Below are 22,129 nucleotides of genomic sequence, written 5' to 3' on the forward strand. Positions count from 1 at the left end.
CCGAAGACTGACGCGATCACGTCGAGGCCCGATCGCGGGCCGTATCGCTTTTCCGGGCGGGTCGGTTACCCTAGGCGACAGCGATGGAATCCGCCTGGTGGGAGGTGCATCGTGGTCGACGGGAATGCGGCGGCGCAGACCATGCTGGGGTTCGGCACGAACACGCCGAGCCACTGCCTCGAGTTCGTGTGGCTGGCGTACAAGAAGAACGGCGCCTCGGTCGACGGCTGGTGGGCGACTGCGCTCGACGGCTGGAAGGGCTCGTCGGGCAAGCACGAGGGCGACCTCGATCCACCGGCAGGGGTGCCGGTGTGGTGGGGCGAGCGTCCGGGTTCGAATGCCGGAGATGTCGTCATCAGCCTCGGGGGCGGCAGAGTGGTGGCGACCGACTTCCCGACTTTCGGACGGATCGGCACGGCCACGATCGCCGAGCGTCAGAATCAGGTCCGCCGCACCTATCTCGGCTGGACCGAGACCATCCTCGGCGTGCCCATCGACGGGATCGCCGAAGCGCTGCTTCCGCAGCGACCGAAGGAGAAGCACATGTCATACTCGCTCGTGCCGCAGGCGCACAGTGAAAAGATCTTCGTCGTGTCCCTCATCACCGGCATGCAGGCCCACATCCTGAATCCGCATCACCTGATGCTGCTCAATCGAGTGCAGAAGAACGAGTTCAACGACGCCATGCTGCTGGCTGAGCTCAGCATCGTGCGCGGCTATCTCACCGCGATCAATCCGCCGCCGGACGTCGTGATCAACCCACAGGCGCTCGCCGACGCTCTCTCGTCGATCAGCGAAGACGTCGACCCCTCGATCGCCGAGAACCTGGTGAACGAGGCGATCACCGCGAACTCCACGACGGTCGAGAAGCCCGGGGACGGACTGAACAACCGGCTCTGAGCCCCGGAAGACGCGGACGCTGACCACACGAACGGCTGCCCCGACCGGGAATCCCGTCACGCCACCGGTGTCACGCGAACCCACTTGCACGCATGCGGCGCCAGCGTGATCCCCTCGCTCAGGTCGAGCGCGGTGCCCGACACGATGTCCGTCGCGTGCGGACCGAAGCCGCTCAGCGTCGGTGGGGCGACCGTCGCCGCGTGGTCCCCGACATTGGCGAGGACGAGGATCCGTGGGGATGCGGCATCCGTCCCCGGCCGCTGGTAGGCCAGCACGGCGGCGTGTCGTGCGTCGAACCCGATGAGCGCGTTGCCGGCGAACTCCGGGGTGTCCCGCCGCGCCCGGATCAGCGCCGTGAGCTGCGCATACACCTGGCCCGCCGCCGTCGCCGGGTCGTCCCGCTGCCGGTAGCGATCGGTGGGATGGGGCGGCCGGTGCACCCAGCGGCTGTCGTCCGCCATGGCGGGGTCCGTCAGATACCCGTAGTCGTTAAGCTGCGCGACTTCGTCGCCGAGATAGATGAGCGGGATGCCGCCTGTCGACAGCGCGATCGCGTGGGCGAGGACCACGCGCTCCACGCCTCCTTCGTCGTCCGCCTCGATGCCCGCGAGCGACGCCGTCGTGCCGGCGACCCGTGCATCGCCGGTCTTCGGGTTCTCCTGGAAGGGCACGCCACGGGCGAACGCCCCGGGGAACCGGCCGACGAAGAAGTCGTTGAGGAACCGACGGTGCGTGTAGCCGTGGATGCCGAGCTCCGAGGCATCCTCGTCGGCGAAGGTCCATCCGATGTCGTCGTGGCTGCGCACGTAGTTCACCCACGCCGTGCCGGGCGGGAGCGCGTGACGACGCTCGATCGCCTGCTGCAGCAGCCGCGCATCCCGCGTGGCGAGCGCCTCCCACGTGAGGGCCATCTGCAGCGGGTTGTACGAGAGCTGGCACTCCTCGGGGGAGATGTACGCCACGACCTCGTCGGGGTGGACGATCGCCTCGGACTTGAAGAGCAGCGAGGGCGCCGCCATCCGCAGCACCGCATTGAACGCGCGCAGCAGCAGGTGCGCCTCGGGGAGGGACTCGCACGGGGTGCCGAGCCGCTTCCAGATGAATGCGACGGCATCCATCCGGAGCACCTCGACACCCTGGTTCGCGAGGAAGAGCATCTCGCCCGCCATCGCCCGGAACACGGCAGGGTTCGCATAGTTGAGATCCCACTGGAAGTGGTAGAACGTCGCCCAGACCCAGCGGCCGTCGTCGAGCTGCACGAACGCGCCGGGGTGGTCGTCGGGGAAGATCTCCCGCACCGTTCGCTCGTAGGCATCCGGCATCGTGCGGTCGGGGAAGATCAGATAGAAGTCCTCGAAGCCGGGTACACCGGCGACGGCCTTGCGGGCCCACTCGTGCTCGTTGCTGGTGTGGTTGAAGATGAAGTCCACCACGAGCGAGATGCCGGCCTCCCGCAGATCGGCTGCGAGCTCGGCGAGCTCATCCATCGTGCCTACGCGCGGATCCACGCGGCGGTAGCTCGACACCGCGTACCCGCCGTCGGAATTGCCCTCGGGGCTCGCGAAGATGGGCATGAGGTGCAGGTAGGTCAGCCCCAGCTCCTGGAAGTACGGGATCTTCTCGCGGATGCCGGCGAGCGAGCCCGCATAGCGGTCCACATAGCAGACCCCGCCGAGCATGCGGGACGACTCGAACCAGTCCGGGTCCGCGTCGCGCTCGTCGTCGAGCGCCTTGAGCCTGGCGGGGCGCGCTCGCCACGATGTGGAGGCCGCAGCGATGACGGCCGCGAGCTGCTCGAGCGAGTCGTCGCGCTCGCCGTACAGCGCGCGGAAGAGTCCGTGGAGGGTCGCGAAGTGGGCGTGGAATCGCGTGGCGAAAGCCGGGTCGCCGATCACGACATCCGCGCCGGCATGCGCCAGGACATCGCGGATGTCGGCCGTCCACTCGGCGCTCAATCGTGACATGGCAGGCCTCTGCTCCGTCGCCTCAAGGGCGACCTCGGACGGTGACCCCAGGCTAACGGCGCGACGGGGCACGATGACAGCGTCGGCGCAACCTGAAACAATCGCAACGACGACTTCCGAGGAGGATCATGAGACTCCAGCAGATCGCCCAGCACGCGGACGACCTGGATCGAGCGGCCGATTTCTACACCGTGCTGCTCGAGTCGCTCCCGACGGCGCGCTTCGACCCGCCGGGACTCCTGTTCTTCGATCTCGAGGGCGTGCGGCTGCTGCTCGACCGCAATGCGCCGTCATCGCTGATCTACCTCGAGGTCGAGAACGTCCATGAGACGCTCGAGCGGCTGGGGGCCCTCGCCGATGTCGTGTCGCACCCGCATGTGATCTTCCACCACGACGACGACACGCTGGGCCCGGTCGATCACGACGAGTGGCACGCGTTCATCAAGGACTCCGAGGGCAACACCGTGGGATTGATCTCGTTCCAGCGACCGTGATGCCGGGCGGGCAGCGAGGGAGAACGAACCGCCGACGCGGCTGGTCGCGTAGCCTGAAACAGTGAGCGCGTACGTCTCGGCGTTCGAGCTGTTCTCCATCGGGGTAGGACCCTCGAGCTCCCACACGGTCGGTCCCATGCGGGCGGCCCGCGATTTCGCGACCCGGCTTCGCGAGTCGGGGCGGCTCGACCAGGTCGTTCGCGTGACCTGCACGCTCTACGGCTCGCTCGGCGCAACGGGGCTGGGGCATGGCACGCCCGACGCGGTGGTCGCCGGGCTGCAGGGACTCGCGCCCGAGACGGTGGACCCGGATGCTGTGCGCGCCGCGTGGCGCGATCGGCCCGAGGGCCGCGCTCTCGAGGTCGACGGCATCCATCCGATCCGATTCGAGAAGTCGGACATCGGCTTCGAGCCCCGCACCCGTCTGCCCGGGCATCCCAATGCGATGACTCTCGAGGCGTGGACCGAGGATGCCCTCGAGCCCGTTTCGCGCGAGACGTACTACTCGGTCGGAGGCGGATTCATCCGGCGTGATGGGGAGCCGCCGCGCGTGCAGGCGCACGCCTACCCGCTGGATTTCGCGAACGCCGACGAGCTGCTCGCACTCTGCGACGAGCGTGGCATCACGATCGCCGAGGCCGCCCGCATCAACGAGCAGGCGCTGCGCAGCGACGAGGAGATCGCGTCGGGCCTCGACGCGATCTGGCGCGCGATGTCGACCTGCGTCGAGGCAGGCCTGCACGCCGACGGGGTGCTGCCCGGGATGCTCAAGGTCAAGCGCCGGGCGTCCGCGATCCGCGCGCAGCTCGAAGAGGCGGAGGCCGGCGGCCACCGTGAGCTGCCGGGCGAGTGGCTGGGTGCTTTCGCGCTCGCGGTGAACGAGGAGAACGCCGCGGGTGGACGCGTCGTGACCGCGCCGACCAACGGGGCCGCCGGCATCCTCCCCGCCGTGGCGATGTACTGGTGGCGCTTCCTCGCTGATTCCGGACTGGGCGCGGGCAACGCCGTCACGCCGTACGGCGAACTCGTCGGCAGCGCGCTTCTCGGCTTCGCCGCGCGCCAGCAGCTCGGGCCGATCATCCCCGACACCCTCGACGAGGAGCTCATCTCGGAGGCGAACCGGCTGCGCGGCATCCGGCGCATTCTGCTCACCGCGACCGCGCTCGGCTCGCTCTTCAAGGCGAACGCCTCGATCTCGGGCGCGGAAGGCGGCTGCCAGGCCGAAGTCGGCTCGGCGTGCGCGATGGCCGCGGGCGGTCTCACCGCTGTGATGGGCGGGACGAACCGGCAGATCGAGAACGCCGCCGAGATCGCGATGGAGCACCACCTGGGCCTGACGTGCGACCCGGTGGGCGGGCTGGTGCAGATCCCGTGCATCGAGCGCAACGCCATCGCCGCCTCCACAGCGGTCACCGCGGCACGTCTGGCGCTTCGCGGCGACGGATCGCACTACGTGTCGCTCGACACCGTCGTGGAGACGATGCGGCAGACCGGCATCGACATGTCGACGAAGTACAAGGAGACGAGCGAGGGCGGCCTCGCGGTGAACGTCATCGAGTGCTGACGGATGCCGCGTGGGCGGCGTCGGCGCGTTCGGGGTGAGTCGCGCCGCCGCGCCGCGTTGACCCGGCGTTCCGAGCGGCCCCATAATTCGTCGTGTGATGAATAATGCATCCGCGCTGGCGGTCGAAGTGCGGGATCTGCGGGTCCGTCGCGGCAGGACCCAGGTCTTCTCGGGCTTGCAGCTCGACATCCCGCGCGGGCAGATCACCGGGCTTCTCGGCCCGTCCGGATGCGGAAAGACCACCCTCATGCGTTCGATCGTCGGCGTACAGAAGGTCGAGGGCGGCACGGTGACGGTCCTCGGCGAACCCGCCGGCACGCACCCGCAGCGGCGGCGCGTGGCATACGACACGCAGGCGGCGTCGGTCTACGGCGACCTCACCGTGAGCCAGAATCTGCATTACTTCGCCCGGCTGATCGGCGCACCGCGATCCGATGTGGATCGGGTCATCGAACAGGTGGGCCTCGTCGGCCATGCGGACCAGACCATCGCCTCGCTGAGCGGCGGCGAGGAGACCCGTGTCTCGCTCGCGGTCGCCATGCTCGGCTCGCCGGAGCTGCTGGTGCTCGACGAGCCCACCGTCGGGCTCGACCCGGTGCTGCGCGCCGAGCTGTGGACGCTGTTCCGCGCCCTCGCAGACGGCGGCGCGACGCTCATCGTCTCGAGCCACGTCATGGACGAAGCCGTGCGGTGCGATCGGCTCGTGCTCATGCGGGCCGGCCGCATCATCGCGGACACCACACCCGACGGGCTCCTCGCCGACACGGCGACGAGTGATCCGGATGCCGCGTTCCTCGCCCTCGTCGAGCGCGACGAAGCGACCGCCGCAGACGACGCGGAACGCCTCGCCGTGACGGACCGCACTCCAGAGGAACCGGCGAAGCTTCCGCTCCCGGGTGCCGCGGAGTCCCCGGCGATAACGCCCGAGCCGTCCGAGTCGGAAGCGCCGGTCGAACCCGCCGAGCCTCCCGAGCATCCGCTCACGCGACGCGAGCTGCGCGAGGCGCAGCAGACGCACGGCGAGTCGTCACCCGCATCGGACGAAGAGGAGGGCGGACGATGAACGCCACCCTCACGTTCGCCACGGCCGGCCGCGTTCTCCGGCAGCTGAGCCACGACCCGCGCTCGATCGTGCTGATGCTGGTTGCGCCGAGCCTCCTCGTCGGGCTCTTCGCGTGGCTGTTCAGCGAGCAGGAGGGCGTGTTCAACATCTACGGCGGGCCGATCCTCGGGCTCTTCCCGTTCATCGTCATGTTCCTCATCACCTCGATCACGACGCTGCGCGAGCGTCGCTCGGGCACCCTCGAGCGGCTGATGACCACTCCGATCGGCAAGGCCGACTTCATCGTCGGCTACGGGCTGGCGTTCGGGCTCATGGCCACCTTGCAGGCGACCATCACCGTCACGTTCGCGGTGTGGGTCTGCGGTCTCGACGTCAAGGGCGAGGTATGGCAGCTGGGACTGGTGGCGATCGTCGATGCGATTCTGGGAACCGCCCTGGGACTGCTCGCCAGCGCATTCGCACGCACCGAGTTCCAGGCAGTCCAGTTCATGCCGCTCATCGTGTTCCCGCAGATCCTGCTGGGCGGCCTCTTCATGCCGCGAGACCAGATGCCCGAGGCGCTGTACACCATCTCGAAGTTCCTGCCCCTCAGCTACGCGATCGACACGATCAACGCCGTCACGGCGGGCGACGACGGCTGGGAGGTCTGGGGTCCCCTCCTGGTCGTGGTGGCGTTCGCCGTGGGGGCGCTGATCCTGGCCTCGCTGACCCTGCGGCGGCGCACACCGTAGCGCCGCGCGCCGGGGGATCCCTCCGAGGGAGTCAGCACTCGGGACGCTTGGTGCGCAGCTTCGCAGTCAGGTCGCGCAGCTGCGCCAGTTCGTCGTCACTGAGCAGCGACATCCGGTCCGCGATCGCACGTCCGTGCACCGACGCCACCTTGCGGAATGCCGCAGCGCCCTCATCGGTCGCGCGCACGAGTGCACCCCGCCCGTCTTCGGGGTCAGGACACTTCGCGATGAGCCCCCGTGCAGCCATGCGCTCCACGAGCCGCGAGACGCTCGGCTGGCTGATGAGCATGTTCGCGGTGACGTCACGCAGGCGCGCGGTCATGTCGGCGCCCCGGGTGACGGTGAGCAGCACGTCGTACTCGGCCTGCGAGAGCCCTTCCCCGAAATCGCCGCTGATCTCGTCGAACACCTCGTGCTGCGCCCGGAAGAGACTCTCCCAGGCATCGATGGCCAGGCGACGGTCGGTCATACGCACAAGAGTACGGCGAACGCGGGCGTCGTAGGCTGAGCTAATGGGGATGGCAGAGCCCGGCCGCATCCGCGTGGCCCGATGGTGGCGCGCCGTGCTGTTGGCTCTCGCAGCACTGGCAATCCCGATCGGACTTCTGGCGGCGGGCGGCACCGCCGCGTCCGCGACCCCCGCCGGGCTCAGCGTCTTCGCCGACGTCAACGACTTCCGTTTCGAGTCCATGGACGTGCAGTACACACTCGGTCGGGCGGAGGACGGCACGAGCCGGCTGCGGGTGGTCGAGACCTTCGTCGCGGACTTTCCCGAGTCCGACCAGAACCACGGGATGGCGCGGCGCCTCGACACCTCCTACCTGGGCGTGCCGCTTCATCCGCACCTGGTCTCGGTGACCGATGGCGACGGCAATCCCCGTGAATCCAAGGTCGAGTCGGTCGACGACACCTACGTCATCACCTCGCGCGCCGATGACTTCGTGCACGGCAGGCAGACGTACGTCTTCACCTACACGCTCGAGAACGTGGTGCGGCACTTCGCCGACACCCATTCGGACGAGTTCTACTGGGATGTGAACGGCACCCAGTGGCAGCAGCCCTTCGGCCGGGTGACGGCGCACGTCACCGTGCCCGACGATCTCACGGCCGCACTCACGGGGGCGCAGGCCTGCTACGTCGGAGCGCAGGGTTCGACGGCGACCTGCGAGATCGGGACGGATGCCGGCGCCATCGTCGCGACCGCGGCTGCCGTCCAGCCGAACCAGACCATGACGATCGCGATCGGATTCGAGAGCGGCACCTTCACGCCCTTCGATCCGTCGTACCTCGCCTCGCCGTGGGGATGGCTCCAGGTCGCCGCCGGCCTGGCGCTCGCCGGGGTGCTCGTGTTCGCGGGCATCACCAGGGCGCGCAGGCTCAGGGACGAGCCGGGACGCCCGACGATCATCGCCGAGTACACGCCCCCGCCCGGCGTGGACGCCCTGCAGAGTGCCGTGCTGCTGGGTCTTTCGAGCAAGGCCATTCCCGCCGAAGTGCTCGAACAGGCCGTGGCAGGCAGCATCCGGATCGTCGAGGGCAAGCACAGACTGCTCGGAGGGCTGCGCCTCTCTGCCGTGCTCGTGGATCCGACCAAAGCCGACGGCGATGGGCGGATGCTGCTCGACGGGCTCTTCCCGTCAGGGGCGCCGGGTGAGGAGTTCGAGTTCGGCCGCAGCGACACCCGCTTCTCGTCGGCCGCGCAGAAGATCCTGAAGTGGGCGAACCAGGAGCTCGTCACCCGCGGCCTGCGGCGCAGGGTGCCGGCGGGGGTGAGGGCGCTGCCGATCCTGCTCGCGGCCTTCTTCGCCGCCGGAGTGATCGTGTTCGGATTCGCGGCGCTCGACAACGCGGTCGACCCGTTGCTGCCGATCGCGCTCGTCATCGGCGCGATCGTCGCGGCGTTCGTGATCATCGGGATGATGGCGCGCAAGCCGCTGACCGCCGCAGGCGCCGAAGTCCGGGATCATCTGCGAGGACTCAAGGAGTTCATCGAGTGGGCGGAGGCCGACCGCATCCGCATGCTGCAGTCGCCGCAGGGCGCGGAGCGAGTGCATGTCGACACGACCGACGTGCGTCAGGTCCTGTGGCTCTACGAGCAGCTGCTGCCGTACGCCGTCGTGTTCGGCCAGGAGAAGCAGTGGGCGAAGGAGCTCGCCGACCTCTATGGGCCGGACAACTCGCCGACATGGTATGTCGGCAGCGGCGGCTTCAACGCGAGCTCCTTCTCGTCGGGCATCGCCACGATGTCCGCGAGCACGTCGGCATCCTCGTCGACCTCGGGCGGATCCGGCGGCGGCGGCTCGGCCGGCGGTGGAGGCGGGGGCGGCGGCGGCGGAGGCGTGTAGCGCGCCCGCCGGTCGCCCGGAAGGTATGACCGGTGCGGGCGTTCGGTCAGTGGCTGCGGTGCTCTCGGTAGTACTCGAGAAGCGCGCGGGTCGAGGCATCCTGCTCTGCGAACGCCGATTCGTCACCCTCCAGCGCGGGCGCGATCTGCAGCGCGAGCTGCTTGCCGAGCTCGACGCCCCACTGGTCGAACGAGTTGATGCCCCACACCACCCCCTGCGTGAACGTGATGTGCTCGTAGAGTGCGACGAGCTCTCCGAGCACGCGCGGGGTGAGCGCGGGGGCGAAGATCGACGTGGTCGGCCGGTTGCCCGCGAACGTGCGCGCCGCGACGAGCGGGCCGGTCGTGCCCTCGGCTTCGACTTCGGCGGCGGTCTTGCCGAATGCGAGGGCCTTCGTCTGGGCGAGGAAGTTGGCCAGGAACAGTCCGTGCACATCGCGCCCGTCCGTGGCGAGCGGATAGGCGGGATTCGCGAACGCGATGAAGTCGGCCGGGATCAGCCGCGTGCCCTGGTGGATCAGCTGGTAGAACGCGTGCTGGCCGTTGGTGCCCGGCTCGCCCCAGAAGATCTCGCCCGTCCCGGTGGTGACGGGGCTGCCGTCCCATCGCACCGACTTGCCGTTGGACTCCATGGTGAGCTGCTGCAGGTACGCGGCGAAGCGGTGCAGCTGCTGCGCGTACGGCAGCACCGCGTGCGTCTGCGCTCCCAGGAAGTTCGTGTACCAGATGTTCAGCAGCCCCATGATGACGGGCACGTTCTCGGCGAGGGGGGTCATCCGCACGTGCTCGTCGACGGCATGGAATCCGGCGAGCAGCTCACGGAAGGCGTCGGGCCCGAGCGTGATCGCGAGCGACAGGCCGATTGCCGAGTCGACCGAGTACCGGCCGCCCACCCAGTCCCAGAATCCGAACGCGTTCGCGGGATCGATCCCGAACGCCGCGACCTTGTCGAGGGCGGTCGACACCGCGACGAAGTGGTGGGCGACGGCATCCGTTCGGGATGACTCGTCCTCGCCGATCGCGCCGGCGTGCTCGAGCCCGCTCCAGAGCCAGTCGCGGGCGAGGCGGGCGTTGGTCAGGGTCTCGAGGGTCGTGAACGTCTTGGACGCCACGACGAAAAGTGTCGTCTCGGGGTCGAGGTCCGCGGTCTTGAGCGCGATGTCGGCGGGATCGATGTTCGAGACGAAGCGCGCCTGGATGCCGGCATCCGCGTACGGCTTGAGGGCTTCGAAGATCATCGCCGGGCCCAGGTCCGACCCGCCGATCCCGATGTTGACGACGTGCGTCACGGTCTTTCCGGTGATGCCCTCCCACTGGCCGGAGCGGACGCGGTCGGCGAAGGCGCCCATCGCGTCGAGCACCGCCTGGACGTCATGATCGACATCCTGTCCATCGACCGTCAGGGCAGGCGTCGCATCGGAAAGCCTCCGAAGCGCCGTGTGAAGCACGGCGCGGTCCTCGGTCGTGTTGATGTGCTCGCCGGCGAGCATGGCGGCGTAGCGCTCGGCGACTCCGGTCTGCTCGGCGAGCAGCACGAGTGAGGCCAGGATCTCGTCCGTGACGAGGTTCTTCGAAAGATCGACATGGAGGTCGGCGACGGCGAGGCTGAGCCGCCTGGCTCGATCGGGATCCTGTGCGAACCAGCCGCGCAGATCGGGGGTGAACGACGCTCGGTGCGCGTCGAGCTGGGCCCAGGCGGAGGTGGCTGTGGCATCGATGGGAGCACTCACGCTCCCCACGCTAGCCCCGGGGCGCCGAGCTTGTCGAAGTTCCGCCGGCCCTCGACATGCTCAGCGACCCTCGAGGCCGAGGCGCCGACCGCGAATCAATACCAGTTGGTCGCCTGCGAGTGCGACCATGCGCCGCACGGCGAGCCGTATGCGCCGGCGATGTACTTCAGACCCCAGCGGATCTGCGTCACTGCGTTCGTCTGCCAGTCGGAGCCGACGCTCGCCATCTTGCTGCCGGGCAGCGCCTGCGGGATGCCGGCGGCGCCACTGGACCCGTTGTAGGCCTGGTAGTTCCAGCCCGACTCGCGGTTCCAGAGCGACTGCAGGCATGAGAACTGGCCATCTCCCCAGCCGTAGTCGGCGGATGCGATCTGGCGCGCGACGGCCTGGGCGCCCGCGGGGGTGTTGGCGGCGGCGACGGCAGCGGCGGCGGCCTCGGCGTCGCGCTTCGCCTTCGCGGCGGCGTCGGCGGCCGCCTTCTTCGCCTTCGCGGCGGCGTCGGCCGCGGCCTTCTTCGCCTTCGCGGCGTCGAGGTGAGTGCGCAGCGTGGCGGTCTGCGCCGCCACGCTCTTCGTCTCGGTGGCCGCGCCATCCGTCACGCCCGGAAGGAACAGCAGGGGCAGCACATCCAGATTCGAAAGGCGGTCGATCTGCGCGCGGAGCGCGGTCGTGTCGACGGTCGTGGCCGGGGTGCCGATGTCAAGCCGGGATGCGGCGATGTCCGCGCTGACGGAGTGCGCGGCCACGAGTGCGCTCTGCGCCTCGGCGAGGGTCGCCTTCGCTTGCGCGGTGATCTCGCGGAGCGTCTCGGCTCGCGCCGGAGCGTCGGCCGAGGGGATGGTGACCGTCGTCGAGATGAGGGAATCGGATGTCGAGGAGCCGACATCCGCCGAGGCCGACGCGGTGGTCAGCCCGGTCATGGTGATGATGCCGAGAACGGCGCCGGCGGCGACGGAGGCGGTTGCAAGAGTGTGGCGGCGAACGGGGTGGGCAGGGCGAAGCGGGCGTGTGGAACGCATGCGGAGGAGAGGTCCTTCGTATCTGCTGCACCGACGACGTGCATCGGCGTGCGCCCTCGGGTGGGGCACGAAGTCCCGAGTCTGTCAGGTCCTTCCTGGACGAAACCCCGGGCTTGCCTGGCAGGACCATGGGAGCCGTGATTGCGAAAACGGCCGATCAGAGGCGCGGATTTCGAAATGGGGGAGGAGTCGCGGCAAGAGTAAGGGCCGGTCGGAGAGGCTCCCGACCGGCCCTTGTCCCTTGCACCAAGAGTGTCCTGCAATCACATGCGGTGGTTGCCACAGCAAAACAACTACCGTGCTTGCACTCTATAACGACCAGGTAACGGAAGGGAAGAGGCGTCGCGTTATCTTTTCGTGATTCTTTGCTGTTTCATCGCTCGCGCACAGGATGCGCGGGAGGAGTGAAGGTCGAGCGGGGCCACTCGGTCGCGTCCAGAGCCGCGCGTGCCGCCCGACGTCCCTCTTCGATCAGACGCGGCACATCGGCCATGGACCACTGGGCGAGGCCCTCCATCTCGGGCTGGATGAGGACGATCGACGGGTCGTCCTCGAGCTCGGCAGTGCTCGAGACCACGCGCATCATGCGGACGTTCTCCCACTTCGCGTGCAGGCGCACCACGATCACCCTCGTTGCGCCGAGATGGCGGGCGGCGCCGACCGGCACGTTGTCGACCATGCCGCCATCCATCAGCACCTGGCTGCCGCGGCGAACAGGGGGGAGCAGTCCCGGGACGGCGATCGTCGCCCGCAGGGCGACATTGAGCGGACCCCGGTCGATGACCACCGCCCGACGGGTCCTCAGGTCGGTCGCCACCGCCGCGAACCGCAGGGGCAGGTCCTCGATGAGCGGGTCTTCGCCCAGGGTGCGATGGATGGCGTCGGTCAGAGCGCCCGTGTCCAGCAGTCCCAGCCGGGGAGCGAGCGACATCCGGGCGATCGAACTCCACCGGAACGCCCGCGCGGCCCGTTCGATCGACTCCAGCGCGACATCGGCCGCGTAGGCGGCGGCCACCAGGGCTCCCGAGCTGGTGCCGGAGACTACGCGGGGACGGATGCCGCGCTCCCTGAGCTCCTGGAGGACGCCGACATGAGCAGCTCCGTACGCACCGCCGCCGCTGAGCGTGAGGCCCAACGAGCCGTCGCCGATCACGGCCGCCGTCCCCTCCGGGCGTCGGCGCCGGAGGTGGCCGGCTCGATGCCCAGTGCCCGCACGAGGTACATCATGTGCGCCCGCACGTCGATCGAGCTGTCGTACATCCGCTGCAGCTGCAGCCCGTCCCAGCTGGCGAACAGCAGGGACGACACCGCGAGCGGATCGACATCCGCCGCGATCCGCCCCTCGGCCTGAAGCCTGGTCAGGACGTCGCGCACCACCGCGCGGATCGCCGCGTACCGGGTTCGAAGGAACTCGTGGGCGACATGGTCGGGCTCGATCGCCTCACCGGTCACCCGAAGGGCCAGCTGCGTCATGCCCGGTGAGGAGACCTCTTCGTCCACCGCATTCAGGATGCTGTCGACGAGGTCCTCCGCGAAGTCCCGGTTCCCGGCGTCCACCTCGACGGCGATGAGCTCGTCGCGGTGCCGCAGGATCTCGAGGAACAGCGCATCCTTCGAGCCGAAGTAGTGGAGCAGTCCGTTCTGGCTGAGGCCGACGGCATCCGCCAGATGCTTCACCGTGGCGCTGGTGTAGCCGTCGCGTGCGATGACGTCGAGCGCCACGTCGAGGATCTCGGCGCGCTTCGCCTTGCCCTTCGCGTACGGACCGCGTGCTGCCATGAAACAGCATGTTATGCGGTTTTGGTCTTGCGCGCATTGAATCCCGCATGGCATGCTGGTTTCACCGACTCACGCAGGCGCACCACGACCGGTGGCTCGAGGACGGACATCACCGACGATGGGAAACCACATGAGCGAAACACTGGCCGCAGAGGCGAGGCCGAAGACGAGGGGCGACGTCGTCCTCGAACCGGCCGAGCCCGGCACCTCTCCGATCTACATCCGCGGCGCCAGGTCGCGCGCCTACCTGACATGGTTCACGATCCTGACGATCGCGATCACCTCGGTGTGGGGCGCGGTCACCGGCATCCTGCTGCCGAACCACGTGCAGATCCTCGAGATGGGCAACTGGTTCACCGGCGCGGATGCCGGCATCGACCTGCAGCAGCTGACCATCCTGCAGCAGAGCATCGATGCCGGAACCGCCACGGCGACCGCCGAGCAGGCGCGCCAGCTCGAGCTGCTGAGCGGCTTCAACGCGGCTCGTGCACAGTCGCTCGCGATGATCAGCACGATCGGCGTCATCCTCACGATGCTGATCCAGCCGATCGTCGGCGTGTTCGCCGACCGCACCCGCACCCGCTGGGGCCGGCGCGCACCGTGGATCCTGTTCGGCACGGTCGTCGGCTCGCTGCTGCTCGTGCTCATGCGATTCGCACCGTCGATCGCAGTCCTCGCCGTCGTCTTCATGCTCGCGCAGGCCGTGCTGAACACGGCGAGCGGCCCGCTCGCGACGACAGTGGCGGATCGGATGCCGGAGAACCGGCGTGGCACCGCGTCCGCACTCGGCGGCTTCGGCAACTTCTTCGGCGGGCTGCTCGGCGGCCTGCTCGCCGGCGCGTTCTTCGCGACGATCGGGCTCGACTTCTACTTCATCGTCGCCGCGTTCGTCGCCTTCTCGGGCGTGATGTTCGTCCTGTTCGCACGGGACCGCTCGTCGAAGGACCTCGAGGTGACGACCTTCAACTGGAAGCAGTTCTTCGTCGGCTTCACCATCGCACTGCGCTCACGCAACTTCCGCTGGGTATGGGTCGCGCGCATCCTGCTGACCTTCGGGTACACGGTCTCGACCGCGCTCAGCCTGTACATGCTCCAGAGCTATGTGAAGCCCGCACTGAGCCAGGCCGAGGCGACCGCGACGGCGCCGCTGCTGCTGCTGGCCGGTGTGCCGGTCACGATCCTCGCCGTCCTCGTCGCGGGCAGGCTCTCCGACAAGCTCGGCAAGCGCCGGATCTTCGTGATCGTGGCCTCGGTGCTCATGGGGCTCTCGATGCTCATCCCGATCGTCATGCCGACCGTGCCGGGTCTGTTCGTCCAGGCCATCGTCGGAGGCATCGCATTCGGCATCTACCTGCCGGTCGACCAGGCGCTGTTCATCGATGTGCTGCCCGACAAGCGCGCCGCGGGCCGCGACCTGGGCGTCGCCGGGCTCGGCTCGAACTTCGGCCAGGCGCTCGGGCCGATCCTCGCCAGCACCGTTGTCGCCGTGACCGGCGGCTATGTCGGCATCTGGATCGCCGCCGGCATCCTCGTGATCCTCGGCGCGGTCGCCATCCTGCCGCTGAAAGGCGTGAAATGAGCATCGAGCGAACTCTGACGACCCTCACCGAGGTCGAGTGGGTGGGGGATGAGTCGGACGAGCTCTTCCGCGAGCCCTACGTCGACATCGACGAGTGGCGCGATGCGCCGGTGCGGCACCGCTACGTGCACGGCGGATTCCACGGCGCCGACACGCTGTTCTCGTTCTACTTCCCCGAGCCGAAGGTGTTCGGGGGACGCTTCTTCCAGCACGTGACCCCGGTGCCGCAGAGCGAGAACCTCGCGCAGCAGGACCGCGGCGAGTACAGCAAGATCGCCTTCTCGGTCGACAGCGGTGCGTACTTCGTCGAGACGAACGGCGGGGGTCCGGATGCCGCGAACCCGATGTCGGGGATCGACCCGACGATCGGCGCGTTCCGTGCGAGCGCCGCCGCCGCCCGCTTCTCGCGCGTCGTGGCCGCGGAGCTGTATGGAGACACCCGGCCCTACGGATACCTCTACGGCGGGAGCGGCGGCGCCTACCGCACGATCGGCTCGTCCGAGAACACCGAGGGCGTGTGGGACGGATTCGTCCCCTACGTTCCGGGCAGCCCGATGGCGATGCCGAACGTGTTCAGCGTCCGGATGCACGCGCAGCGCATCCTGCGCGACGTGTTCCCCGCGATCGTCGACGCGTACGACGTCGACGGCGACCCGGCATCCCTCGAGCTCACGGCAGAGCAGGCGGCGGCGCTCGACGAGGTCACGCGCATGGGCTTCCCGCCCCGGTCGTGGTTCGGATGGCGCACCATGGGCATGCACGCGTTCAGCGTGCTGTACCCCGGCGTCATGTTCATGGATCCCACATACGCCGACGACTTCTGGAACGTCGAGGGCTACCTCGGCGCAGACCCCTCGGCATCCGTCCACCGCGACCGGGTCCGGCTGACCACGACGATCGCCGAACTGGTCGCCGAGACCGCCACACGCGGCGACGACCTCGTCGCCGGCGGCGTCGACGAGTCGTTCCTGCACACGGCATCCGCGTCGCAGGTGGTGTCGGGGGTGCGTCTCGCCGAGGCCCCGAACGGATGGATCCTCGGAGCGCAGCTCGCCGTGCATTCGGGCGCGGCGGCCGGTGCCGTCATCCGGCTCTCGGGTGTCGAGGGCGACACCGCGATCGTCGAACCCGGTCAGGACGAGATCATCGCCGGCCTCAGGACCGGCGACGAGGTCGTCCTCGACAACTCAAGCTTCCTCGCCGCGCAGACCTACCACCGCCACCAGGTCCCCGGCGCCGAGTACACCGTGTGGGACCAGTTCCGGGCCGCCGACGGCAGCCCGGGTCTGCCGCAGCGGCCTATGCTCGTCGGGCCGCTCATGACCCAGGGCGCGTCCGGCACGGTGCCGTCCGGCCGGATCACGGGCAAGATGATCGTGGTCGCGTGCCTGCTCGATCGTGAGGCCTTCCCGTGGCAGGCGGATTGGTATCGCTCGCAGGTCGGCGCTCACCTCGGCGACGCCGCGGACGAGCGCTTCCGGCTCTGGTACGTCGACAATGCGCTGCACGGCGACGACGACCCGCAGGAGTTCCCCGCGCGCAGCGTCGCCTACGTCGGCGCGCTCGAGACGGCGCTCCGTCAGCTCGCGGCGTGGGTCGAGGACGGCATCGAGCCGTCGCCGACCACGGCGTACGAGGTCGTCGAGGGCCAGGTGGTCGTGCCCGCGAGAGCCGCAGCGCGGCGCGGAGTGCAGCCCGTCGCGACGCTCACCGTGAACGGCACGTCGAGCGCGATCGTTCGCGCCGGGGAACCCGTCGCCGTGCGCGTCGACGCCGAAGCCGCGGGCGACGGCGTGATCGTCGAGATCCTCGAGATCGAGACGGATGCCGATGGCTCTGAACATCTGGCAGCGCCCTTCGTGTTCGAGCCGGCCTCTCGCGTCGTCGTGGAAGCGCAGCGGACGTTCACAGAGCCTGGCACCCGCTTCCTCGCGCTGCGGGTGGCCGCCCAGACCGAGGGCCGGGCATCGGATCCGCATGCGCGCGTGCAGAACGTGGTGCGGGCGCGCGTTACAGTCACACCATGAGCAACATCCGCTGGGTCGTCACGACGGAGGAGTCCGCGTGGCGGCCCGGGGATGAGCCGGAGGTGACCGGCATCGCGGTGATGCCCGACGTCTTCGTGAACGTGGATGACCCGAAGCAGGTCATCGAAGGATTCGGCGCGAGCTTCAACGAGCTCGGCTGGACCTCGCTCGCGCTCCTCGATGAACAGCAGCGCGCCGGGATCCTTCGCGAGCTGTTCGCCCCGGGCGTGGGGGCAGGACTTTCGCTCTGCCGGATGCCGGTCGGCGCGAACGACTTCTCGCGCGACTGGTACTCGTACGACGAGGTGCCGGGCGACTTCGAAGTCGAGCACTTCGACATCGCGAACGACCTCGGGACGCTCGTGCCCTTCATCCGCGCGGCGCAGGCCGAGCAGCCCGACCTGCGGCTCTGGGCCTCGCCGTGGAGCCCGCCGACGTGGATGAAGCGCAACGCCCACTACGCGGGTGCGCTGCCGAACCCCTTCATGGGCGGCGTCGAGAACGGCCTTCGGCCCGACCAGGTCGGCGAGGAGGGCACGGACATGTTCATCCTCGAAGAGCCCTACCTCCGCGCCTACGCCCGGTATTTCGGACGCTTCATCGACGCCTACCGTGAGCTCGGCATCCCGATCGGCATGGTGATGCCGCAGAACGAGTTCAACTCGCCGCAGATCTTCCCCAGCTGCACGTGGACCCCGGACGGATTCGCGCGGCTCCTGCGCCACCTCGGACCCGAGATGGCGCAGCGCGACGTCGAGATCTTCCTCGGCACGCTCGAACGCGGCGATGACCGGCTGCTGGGCGACGTGCTCGACGACCCCGAGGTCGTGGGATTCGTGGCGGGGTTGGGCGTCCAGTGGGAGGGCAAGCGCGCCATCGCGGCGCTGCATCGCCTGCACCCAGAGCTGCGGATCTACCAGACCGAGCAGGAGTGCGGCGATGGCCGGAACGACTGGCGTCACGCGCGCTACGCATGGCGGCTCATGAAGCAGTTCCTGACCAATGGCGCGAACGCGTACATGTACTGGAACTTCTCGCTGCTCGAGGGCGGCCGCAGTCGATGGGGCTGGACGCAGAACTCGCTCGTCGTCGTCGACCCAGACACCGCCTCCTTCGCCTACACGCACGAGTACCAGCTGCTCAAGCACGTGAGCGCATTCGTCCGGCCCGGCGCGCGCTTCGTCGACACGCTGAGCTACTCCGGCTACGACAACCAGCTCGCCTTCGTCAACCCGGACGGCGAGGTCGTTCTCGTCATCCACAACGACATGGACATCGAGCTGACCGTCAACCTCGCGATCGGCGACCGGATGATCTCGCCGACGCTGCCGGCGGATTCATTCAGCACCCTCGTGATCCCGCCTGCGATCTAGCGGTTCCCCTCTCCGACCGCGGATCCGGCGATGACGCAGGTTCGAGTCGACCGTCATCGGCCGATTCTCATCGTTGCGCCCGCACGGCCAGGACGGCGTCCCAGAGGGCATCGGCGACCTCGCGCTTCGATCCGGTCGTCTCGGCGATCACCTGGTCCCCGGCATCGATGATCAGCACCGCGTTGTCGGCGCTCTCGAAGCCCTTCGCCCAGCCGACCTCGTTCACCGCGAGCAGGTCCACGCCTTTGCGGCGGCGTTTGCGGCGTCCGCGGTCGCGGAGCTCGCCGGCATCCGTCGCCGTCTCGGCGGCGAAGCCGACGATGGTCTGGCCGTCGGCACGGGCGGCGACGAGGCCCGCCAAGATGTCCTCGGTCTCGACGAGGTCGAGCGAGACATGCGGCCCGGGGGCGTCTTCCTTGCTGCGCTTGAGGTCGGCGACCTCGGCCACCCGGTAGTCGGCCACGGCGGCCGCCATCACGACGACGTCCGCGCCGGACGCCGCCATCCGGGTCGCGTCGGCGAGCTCGGCAGCAGTGGCCACTCGCTCGATCGCAATGGCCGAGTGTCCTGCGGCGCCGGCGAGCACCCCGTCGTCGACGTGCGCGACGAGGAGGGTCACCTGAGCCCCACGATCGGCGGCGGCGAGCGCGACGGCCACGCCCTGACGACCGCTCGACCGGTTGCCGATGAACCGCACCGGATCGATCGGCTCGCGCGTGCCACCGGCGGTCACGACGGCACGGATGCCGCGCAGGTCGTCGCGGCCACCCACCAGCGCGAGCGCGTGTTCGACGATCGCCTCGGGTTCGCTCATGCGGCCCGGTCCGCTGTCGCCGCCGGTGAGCGGACCGTCGGCCGGTCCGACCACGTGGACACCACGACGTCGAAGAGTCTCGATGCTGTGAGTCGTGGCCGGATGCCGCCACATCTCGGTATGCATCGCGGGGGCGACCACGACCGGCGCGGACGTCGCGAGGAGCGTGGTTCCGAGGAGGTCGCCGGCCAGTCCGGCGGTCATCTTCGCGAGGAAGTCGGCGGTCGCCGGAGCCACGATCACGAGATCAGCCGCGCGCCCGAGCGCGACATGTCTGACCTCGGCGACATCGTCGAAGACGGAGGTGCTGACGGGGTTGCGGCTTATCGCCTCCCAGGTCGGCCGTCCGACGAAGCGGAGCGCGGCATCCGTCGGCACGACGTGCACATCGTGACCAGCGAGCACGAGCAGCCGCACGAGGTGCACCGACTTGTAGGCGGCGATCCCGCCCGTGACACCGACGACGACGAACACGCCCTGATTCTTCCACGCGGTCGCGGCGTTTCGGCGCGCCGAGGCCGGAGCCGGGGTCAGCGGCGGTCAGTAGGCTTGACACGACCGGGCGCACGGCATGCGCGGCCGGTGATCGAGGAGCATCACCCCCGCATGTGCACCGTCATCATCCACGTCGGAGAGTCGGCGTCCGACCCGATCCGGCTGCTCGCGATCCGCGACGAGGATCCGGCGCGGCCGTGGAATCCGCTCGGTCCCTGGTGGCCCGACACGCACGAGGGCGTGATCGGCGTCCGCGACGTCCGGGCAGGCGGGGCCTGGCTCGCCGCCGATCCGGCGACCCACCGCCTTGCGGTGCTGCTCAACCGGAAGGACCTCGCCGACCGGCCCGAGAGCGAGGTCGTCTCGCGCGGATCGATCGTGCTCGCGTCGGTCGCGGGCGACTCGCCCGGCGAGGCCCCGCGCACGCACGGCTTCAACCTGGTCGAGGTCGTGCCCGGTTCCGTCCGGGTGACGATGTGGGACGGCATCCAGCCGCGGGTCGAGGCGCTCGCCCCGGGAACGCACATGATCGCCCACGACGACGTCGACGACCAGTCGACCCCACGCATCGCGTACTGGCTCGACGAGTTCCGCCGCACACCGCTGGGCGCCTCGGCGTCATCGCCGTGGTGGCAGCCGTGGATGTCGATCCTCGCCCGGAGTGCGGAGCTGCCTCCGACCGACGACCGCGCGATCGTCCGGGACAATCGGCCGCTGGGGTACCCGACGCTGTCGACCCTCATCTGCGTCGCGTCGCTGTCGAGCAGCGGACTCGAGGTGCACTACGGCGAGTTCGAGCACCCCGGCCAGTGGAACACGCTCTCGCTGAGCTGACCGGGGCCTCTGCGACCTGACGTGCCAGGAACCAGTCGGCCTCAGGTGGTTCCGAGGAGCGCGATCCCGTCGAGCACCGCCGCGTGCGTCCGCGGCGAGCCGAGCAGGTGGAAGTGCCCGAATGCCGGCACGCGCACGTTCGTGGCGCCCTCGAGCGCGCTGCCGTCTGGGATGTGCGGGTCGTACCGTCCGAAGACCGAGACGATGCGGCCGTTCACCGAGGACTCGCGACCCAGCATGACGATCGTCTCGTTGTCGGGAAGGAATGCCCGGATGCTGGGGTCGAGGACCATGAACCGTGCGCGGCGGGATCCCGCGAAGGGCGTGCAGACGGCGACGAGTCCCCGCACTCCCAACGGGCGGGAGCCCGGGGAGTCGGCATCCGGAGCAGCGGCGCCGGCCGCGGCGTCCCCGGGATCGCCGCCGGAGCGGGCTTCGATCACCGCCGCTGCGGCCGCGCCGGATGAGACGAGCAGATGCTTGCCGATCAGGCCGCCCTTGCTGTGGGCGACGAGCACCCGCCCCCCCGCGGGGGTGGGGGCTGTTTCCAGGGCGCGACCGAGCGCCTGCGAGATCGCGGCGATGTCGCGGCGGTTGATGCCGAGTCCGTGAACGACGCTGACCCGGTGGCCGGCGGCGCTGAGTGCATCCCCGAGCGGCCGAAGGAACGTCCAGTGCTCGTACACACCGGGAAGCAGGATGACTTCGGGAAGAGTGTCGGAGCCGGTGCGCCACGAAGGCGGTGCGGGCCGGTGACGACCGATCGACCAGGGCGCCTGCAGGATCGCCAGCTGTCGCCGGGCGGCGTAGAGGTAGTCGGACGCCCACCACAGGCCTCGTGTGAGCCGCGACGGCTTCGCGGCGTCGTCCGCATCGGCGGGCCGCGTTCCGGATGCGGTCATGGCCGCAGTCTACGAGGCTGTGCCCGGGCGCGGATCAGGCCGATGCGGCTTCCTTCGCGCGGACGCTGTTGTTCCTGGCGTCGTGGGTCAACTCGACCAGGCCGAGCTCTTCGAGCAGCGGCGGAAGGTACATCCCGAAACGGCCGCGGTAGCCCTTGCGCAGCCCGTACCAGCCGCCGACCGGGTTCGACTCGTCACGGCCCCACGCCTCGACGGTGCCGTCGGCCGCGGGCTTCTGCTCGTCCGCCGCTCCGAGCGGAACCCAGTCCGGCTGCGACCGCAGCCACGTCGCCAGGTCGTCGATGGCGCTCAGGTGATAGCGAAGCTGCGTCGAGCCGACCTGGCACACGAGCGCAGGAGGGTCCGCGGCCTCGTCGCGGTACATCGTGTACTCACTGGTCCCCGGCGGCGTCTTCAACCGCCACGGATCGTCCTTGGTCCCGCTGCCCGCCATGGCGTTCCTCCCTCACTCGCTGACGCGAGTCTTCGCTGGAAGCGTGTCGCGCGCAAGAGGCCG

The 22,129-nt window shown here is 69.3% G+C and carries 19 protein-coding genes; 10 read left to right on the forward strand and 9 right to left on the reverse strand.

What is annotated here, in order from left to right; all coding sequences use genetic code 11:
• Positions 1-111 precede the first annotated feature (111 nt).
• Entirely contained in the window at positions 112-900 is a 789-nt protein-coding gene (locus ABD212_RS12285) for a hypothetical protein (RefSeq protein WP_344095017.1), read from the forward strand.
• Positions 901-956: 56 nt separating this feature from the next.
• Here ABD212_RS12285 and ABD212_RS12290 read toward each other — a convergent pair whose 3' ends face one another.
• Positions 957-2,864, reverse strand: a complete 1,908-nt coding sequence (locus ABD212_RS12290) for an alpha-amylase family protein (protein ID WP_344095019.1) — start codon at positions 2,862-2,864, stop codon at positions 957-959.
• 128 nt (positions 2,865-2,992) lie between these two features.
• Between ABD212_RS12290 and ABD212_RS12295 the strand changes: the two genes are divergently transcribed.
• From ABD212_RS12295 to ABD212_RS12310, 4 genes are all read left to right on the forward strand, one after another.
• Positions 2,993-3,358, forward strand: a complete 366-nt coding sequence (locus ABD212_RS12295) for a VOC family protein (protein ID WP_344095021.1) — start codon at positions 2,993-2,995, stop codon at positions 3,356-3,358.
• 61 nt (positions 3,359-3,419) lie between these two features.
• Entirely contained in the window at positions 3,420-4,922 is a 1,503-nt protein-coding gene (locus ABD212_RS12300) for an L-serine ammonia-lyase, iron-sulfur-dependent, subunit alpha (RefSeq protein WP_344095023.1), read from the forward strand.
• A 97-nt stretch (positions 4,923-5,019) separates the two neighbouring features.
• Positions 5,020-5,985, forward strand: coding sequence for an ABC transporter ATP-binding protein (locus tag ABD212_RS12305; RefSeq protein WP_344095024.1), 966 nt, complete (start codon positions 5,020-5,022; stop codon positions 5,983-5,985).
• Positions 5,982-6,716 (forward strand): ABC transporter permease, encoded by a 735-nt coding sequence (locus ABD212_RS12310; protein ID WP_344095026.1) that lies wholly within the window; start codon positions 5,982-5,984, stop codon positions 6,714-6,716. Before ABD212_RS12305 ends, ABD212_RS12310 begins: the two co-directional genes overlap by 4 nt.
• A 31-nt stretch (positions 6,717-6,747) precedes the next feature.
• On the opposite strand, the gene ABD212_RS12315 is transcribed toward ABD212_RS12310, so the two are convergent.
• Positions 6,748-7,185: a MarR family winged helix-turn-helix transcriptional regulator gene (locus tag ABD212_RS12315; protein ID WP_344095028.1), complete on the reverse strand. Its 438-nt coding sequence runs from the start codon at positions 7,183-7,185 to the stop codon at positions 6,748-6,750.
• Between the two features lie 43 nt (positions 7,186-7,228).
• Between ABD212_RS12315 and ABD212_RS12320 the strand changes: the two genes are divergently transcribed.
• Entirely contained in the window at positions 7,229-9,061 is a 1,833-nt protein-coding gene (locus ABD212_RS12320) for a DUF2207 domain-containing protein (RefSeq protein WP_344095029.1), read from the forward strand.
• A 46-nt stretch (positions 9,062-9,107) separates the two neighbouring features.
• Here the strand turns inward: ABD212_RS12320 and pgi are convergent, their stop codons facing one another.
• The 4 genes from pgi to ABD212_RS12340 all read right to left on the reverse strand — a co-directional run bounded on the left by pgi (position 9,108) and on the right by ABD212_RS12340 (position 13,588).
• A complete protein-coding gene (pgi, locus tag ABD212_RS12325) occupies positions 9,108-10,790 on the reverse strand; it encodes a glucose-6-phosphate isomerase (RefSeq protein WP_344095031.1) in 1,683 nt (560 codons plus the stop codon).
• 95 nt (positions 10,791-10,885) lie between these two features.
• Positions 10,886-11,809 carry an aggregation-promoting factor C-terminal-like domain-containing protein gene (locus ABD212_RS12330; RefSeq protein ID WP_344095033.1) on the reverse strand — a complete coding sequence of 308 codons (924 nt, stop codon included), beginning with the start codon at positions 11,807-11,809 and terminating at the stop codon, positions 10,886-10,888.
• A gap of 373 nt (positions 11,810-12,182) precedes the next feature.
• Positions 12,183-12,962: a patatin-like phospholipase family protein gene (locus ABD212_RS12335; protein WP_344095035.1), complete on the reverse strand. Its 780-nt coding sequence runs from the start codon at positions 12,960-12,962 to the stop codon at positions 12,183-12,185.
• Positions 12,959-13,588 (reverse strand): TetR/AcrR family transcriptional regulator, encoded by a 630-nt coding sequence (locus ABD212_RS12340; protein ID WP_344095037.1) that lies wholly within the window; start codon positions 13,586-13,588, stop codon positions 12,959-12,961. Before ABD212_RS12340 ends, ABD212_RS12335 begins: the two co-directional genes overlap by 4 nt.
• Before the next feature lie 130 nt (positions 13,589-13,718).
• Here ABD212_RS12340 and ABD212_RS12345 point away from each other — a divergent pair, with 130 nt between their 5' ends.
• Genes ABD212_RS12345 through ABD212_RS12355 form a run of 3 tightly spaced genes read left to right on the forward strand, consistent with a single transcriptional unit; the run spans position 13,719 to position 18,567 of the window.
• The gene (locus ABD212_RS12345; protein ID WP_344095039.1) at positions 13,719-15,167 is read left to right on the forward strand and encodes an MFS transporter; all 1,449 of its coding nucleotides are present in this window, start codon (positions 13,719-13,721) and stop codon (positions 15,165-15,167) included.
• Positions 15,164-17,194, forward strand: a complete 2,031-nt coding sequence (locus ABD212_RS12350) for a hypothetical protein (RefSeq protein WP_344095041.1) — start codon at positions 15,164-15,166, stop codon at positions 17,192-17,194. Before ABD212_RS12345 ends, ABD212_RS12350 begins: the two co-directional genes overlap by 4 nt.
• Positions 17,191-18,567 carry a glycoside hydrolase family 30 protein gene (locus tag ABD212_RS12355; RefSeq protein WP_344095043.1) on the forward strand — a complete coding sequence of 459 codons (1,377 nt, stop codon included), beginning with the start codon at positions 17,191-17,193 and terminating at the stop codon, positions 18,565-18,567. Before ABD212_RS12350 ends, ABD212_RS12355 begins: the two co-directional genes overlap by 4 nt.
• Positions 18,568-18,634: 67 nt before the next feature.
• On the opposite strand, the gene coaBC is transcribed toward ABD212_RS12355, so the two are convergent.
• Positions 18,635-19,855 (reverse strand): bifunctional phosphopantothenoylcysteine decarboxylase/phosphopantothenate--cysteine ligase CoaBC, encoded by a 1,221-nt coding sequence (gene coaBC / locus ABD212_RS12360; RefSeq protein ID WP_344095045.1) that lies wholly within the window; start codon positions 19,853-19,855, stop codon positions 18,635-18,637.
• A gap of 132 nt (positions 19,856-19,987) precedes the next feature.
• Between coaBC and ABD212_RS12365 the strand changes: the two genes are divergently transcribed.
• A complete protein-coding gene (locus tag ABD212_RS12365; protein WP_344095047.1) occupies positions 19,988-20,710 on the forward strand; it encodes an NRDE family protein in 723 nt (240 codons plus the stop codon).
• A gap of 41 nt (positions 20,711-20,751) precedes the next feature.
• Here the strand turns inward: ABD212_RS12365 and ABD212_RS12370 are convergent, their stop codons facing one another.
• Positions 20,752-21,612 (reverse strand): esterase/lipase family protein, encoded by an 861-nt coding sequence (locus ABD212_RS12370; RefSeq protein WP_344095048.1) that lies wholly within the window; start codon positions 21,610-21,612, stop codon positions 20,752-20,754.
• 34 nt (positions 21,613-21,646) lie between these two features.
• Positions 21,647-22,066, reverse strand: a complete 420-nt coding sequence (locus tag ABD212_RS12375) for a DUF6855 family protein (RefSeq protein ID WP_344095050.1) — start codon at positions 22,064-22,066, stop codon at positions 21,647-21,649.
• Between the last annotated feature and the right edge of the window lie 63 nt (positions 22,067-22,129).

The sequence above is a fragment of the Microbacterium deminutum genome, from assembly GCF_039530205.1.
Classification (GTDB): domain Bacteria; phylum Actinomycetota; class Actinomycetes; order Actinomycetales; family Microbacteriaceae; genus Microbacterium; species Microbacterium deminutum.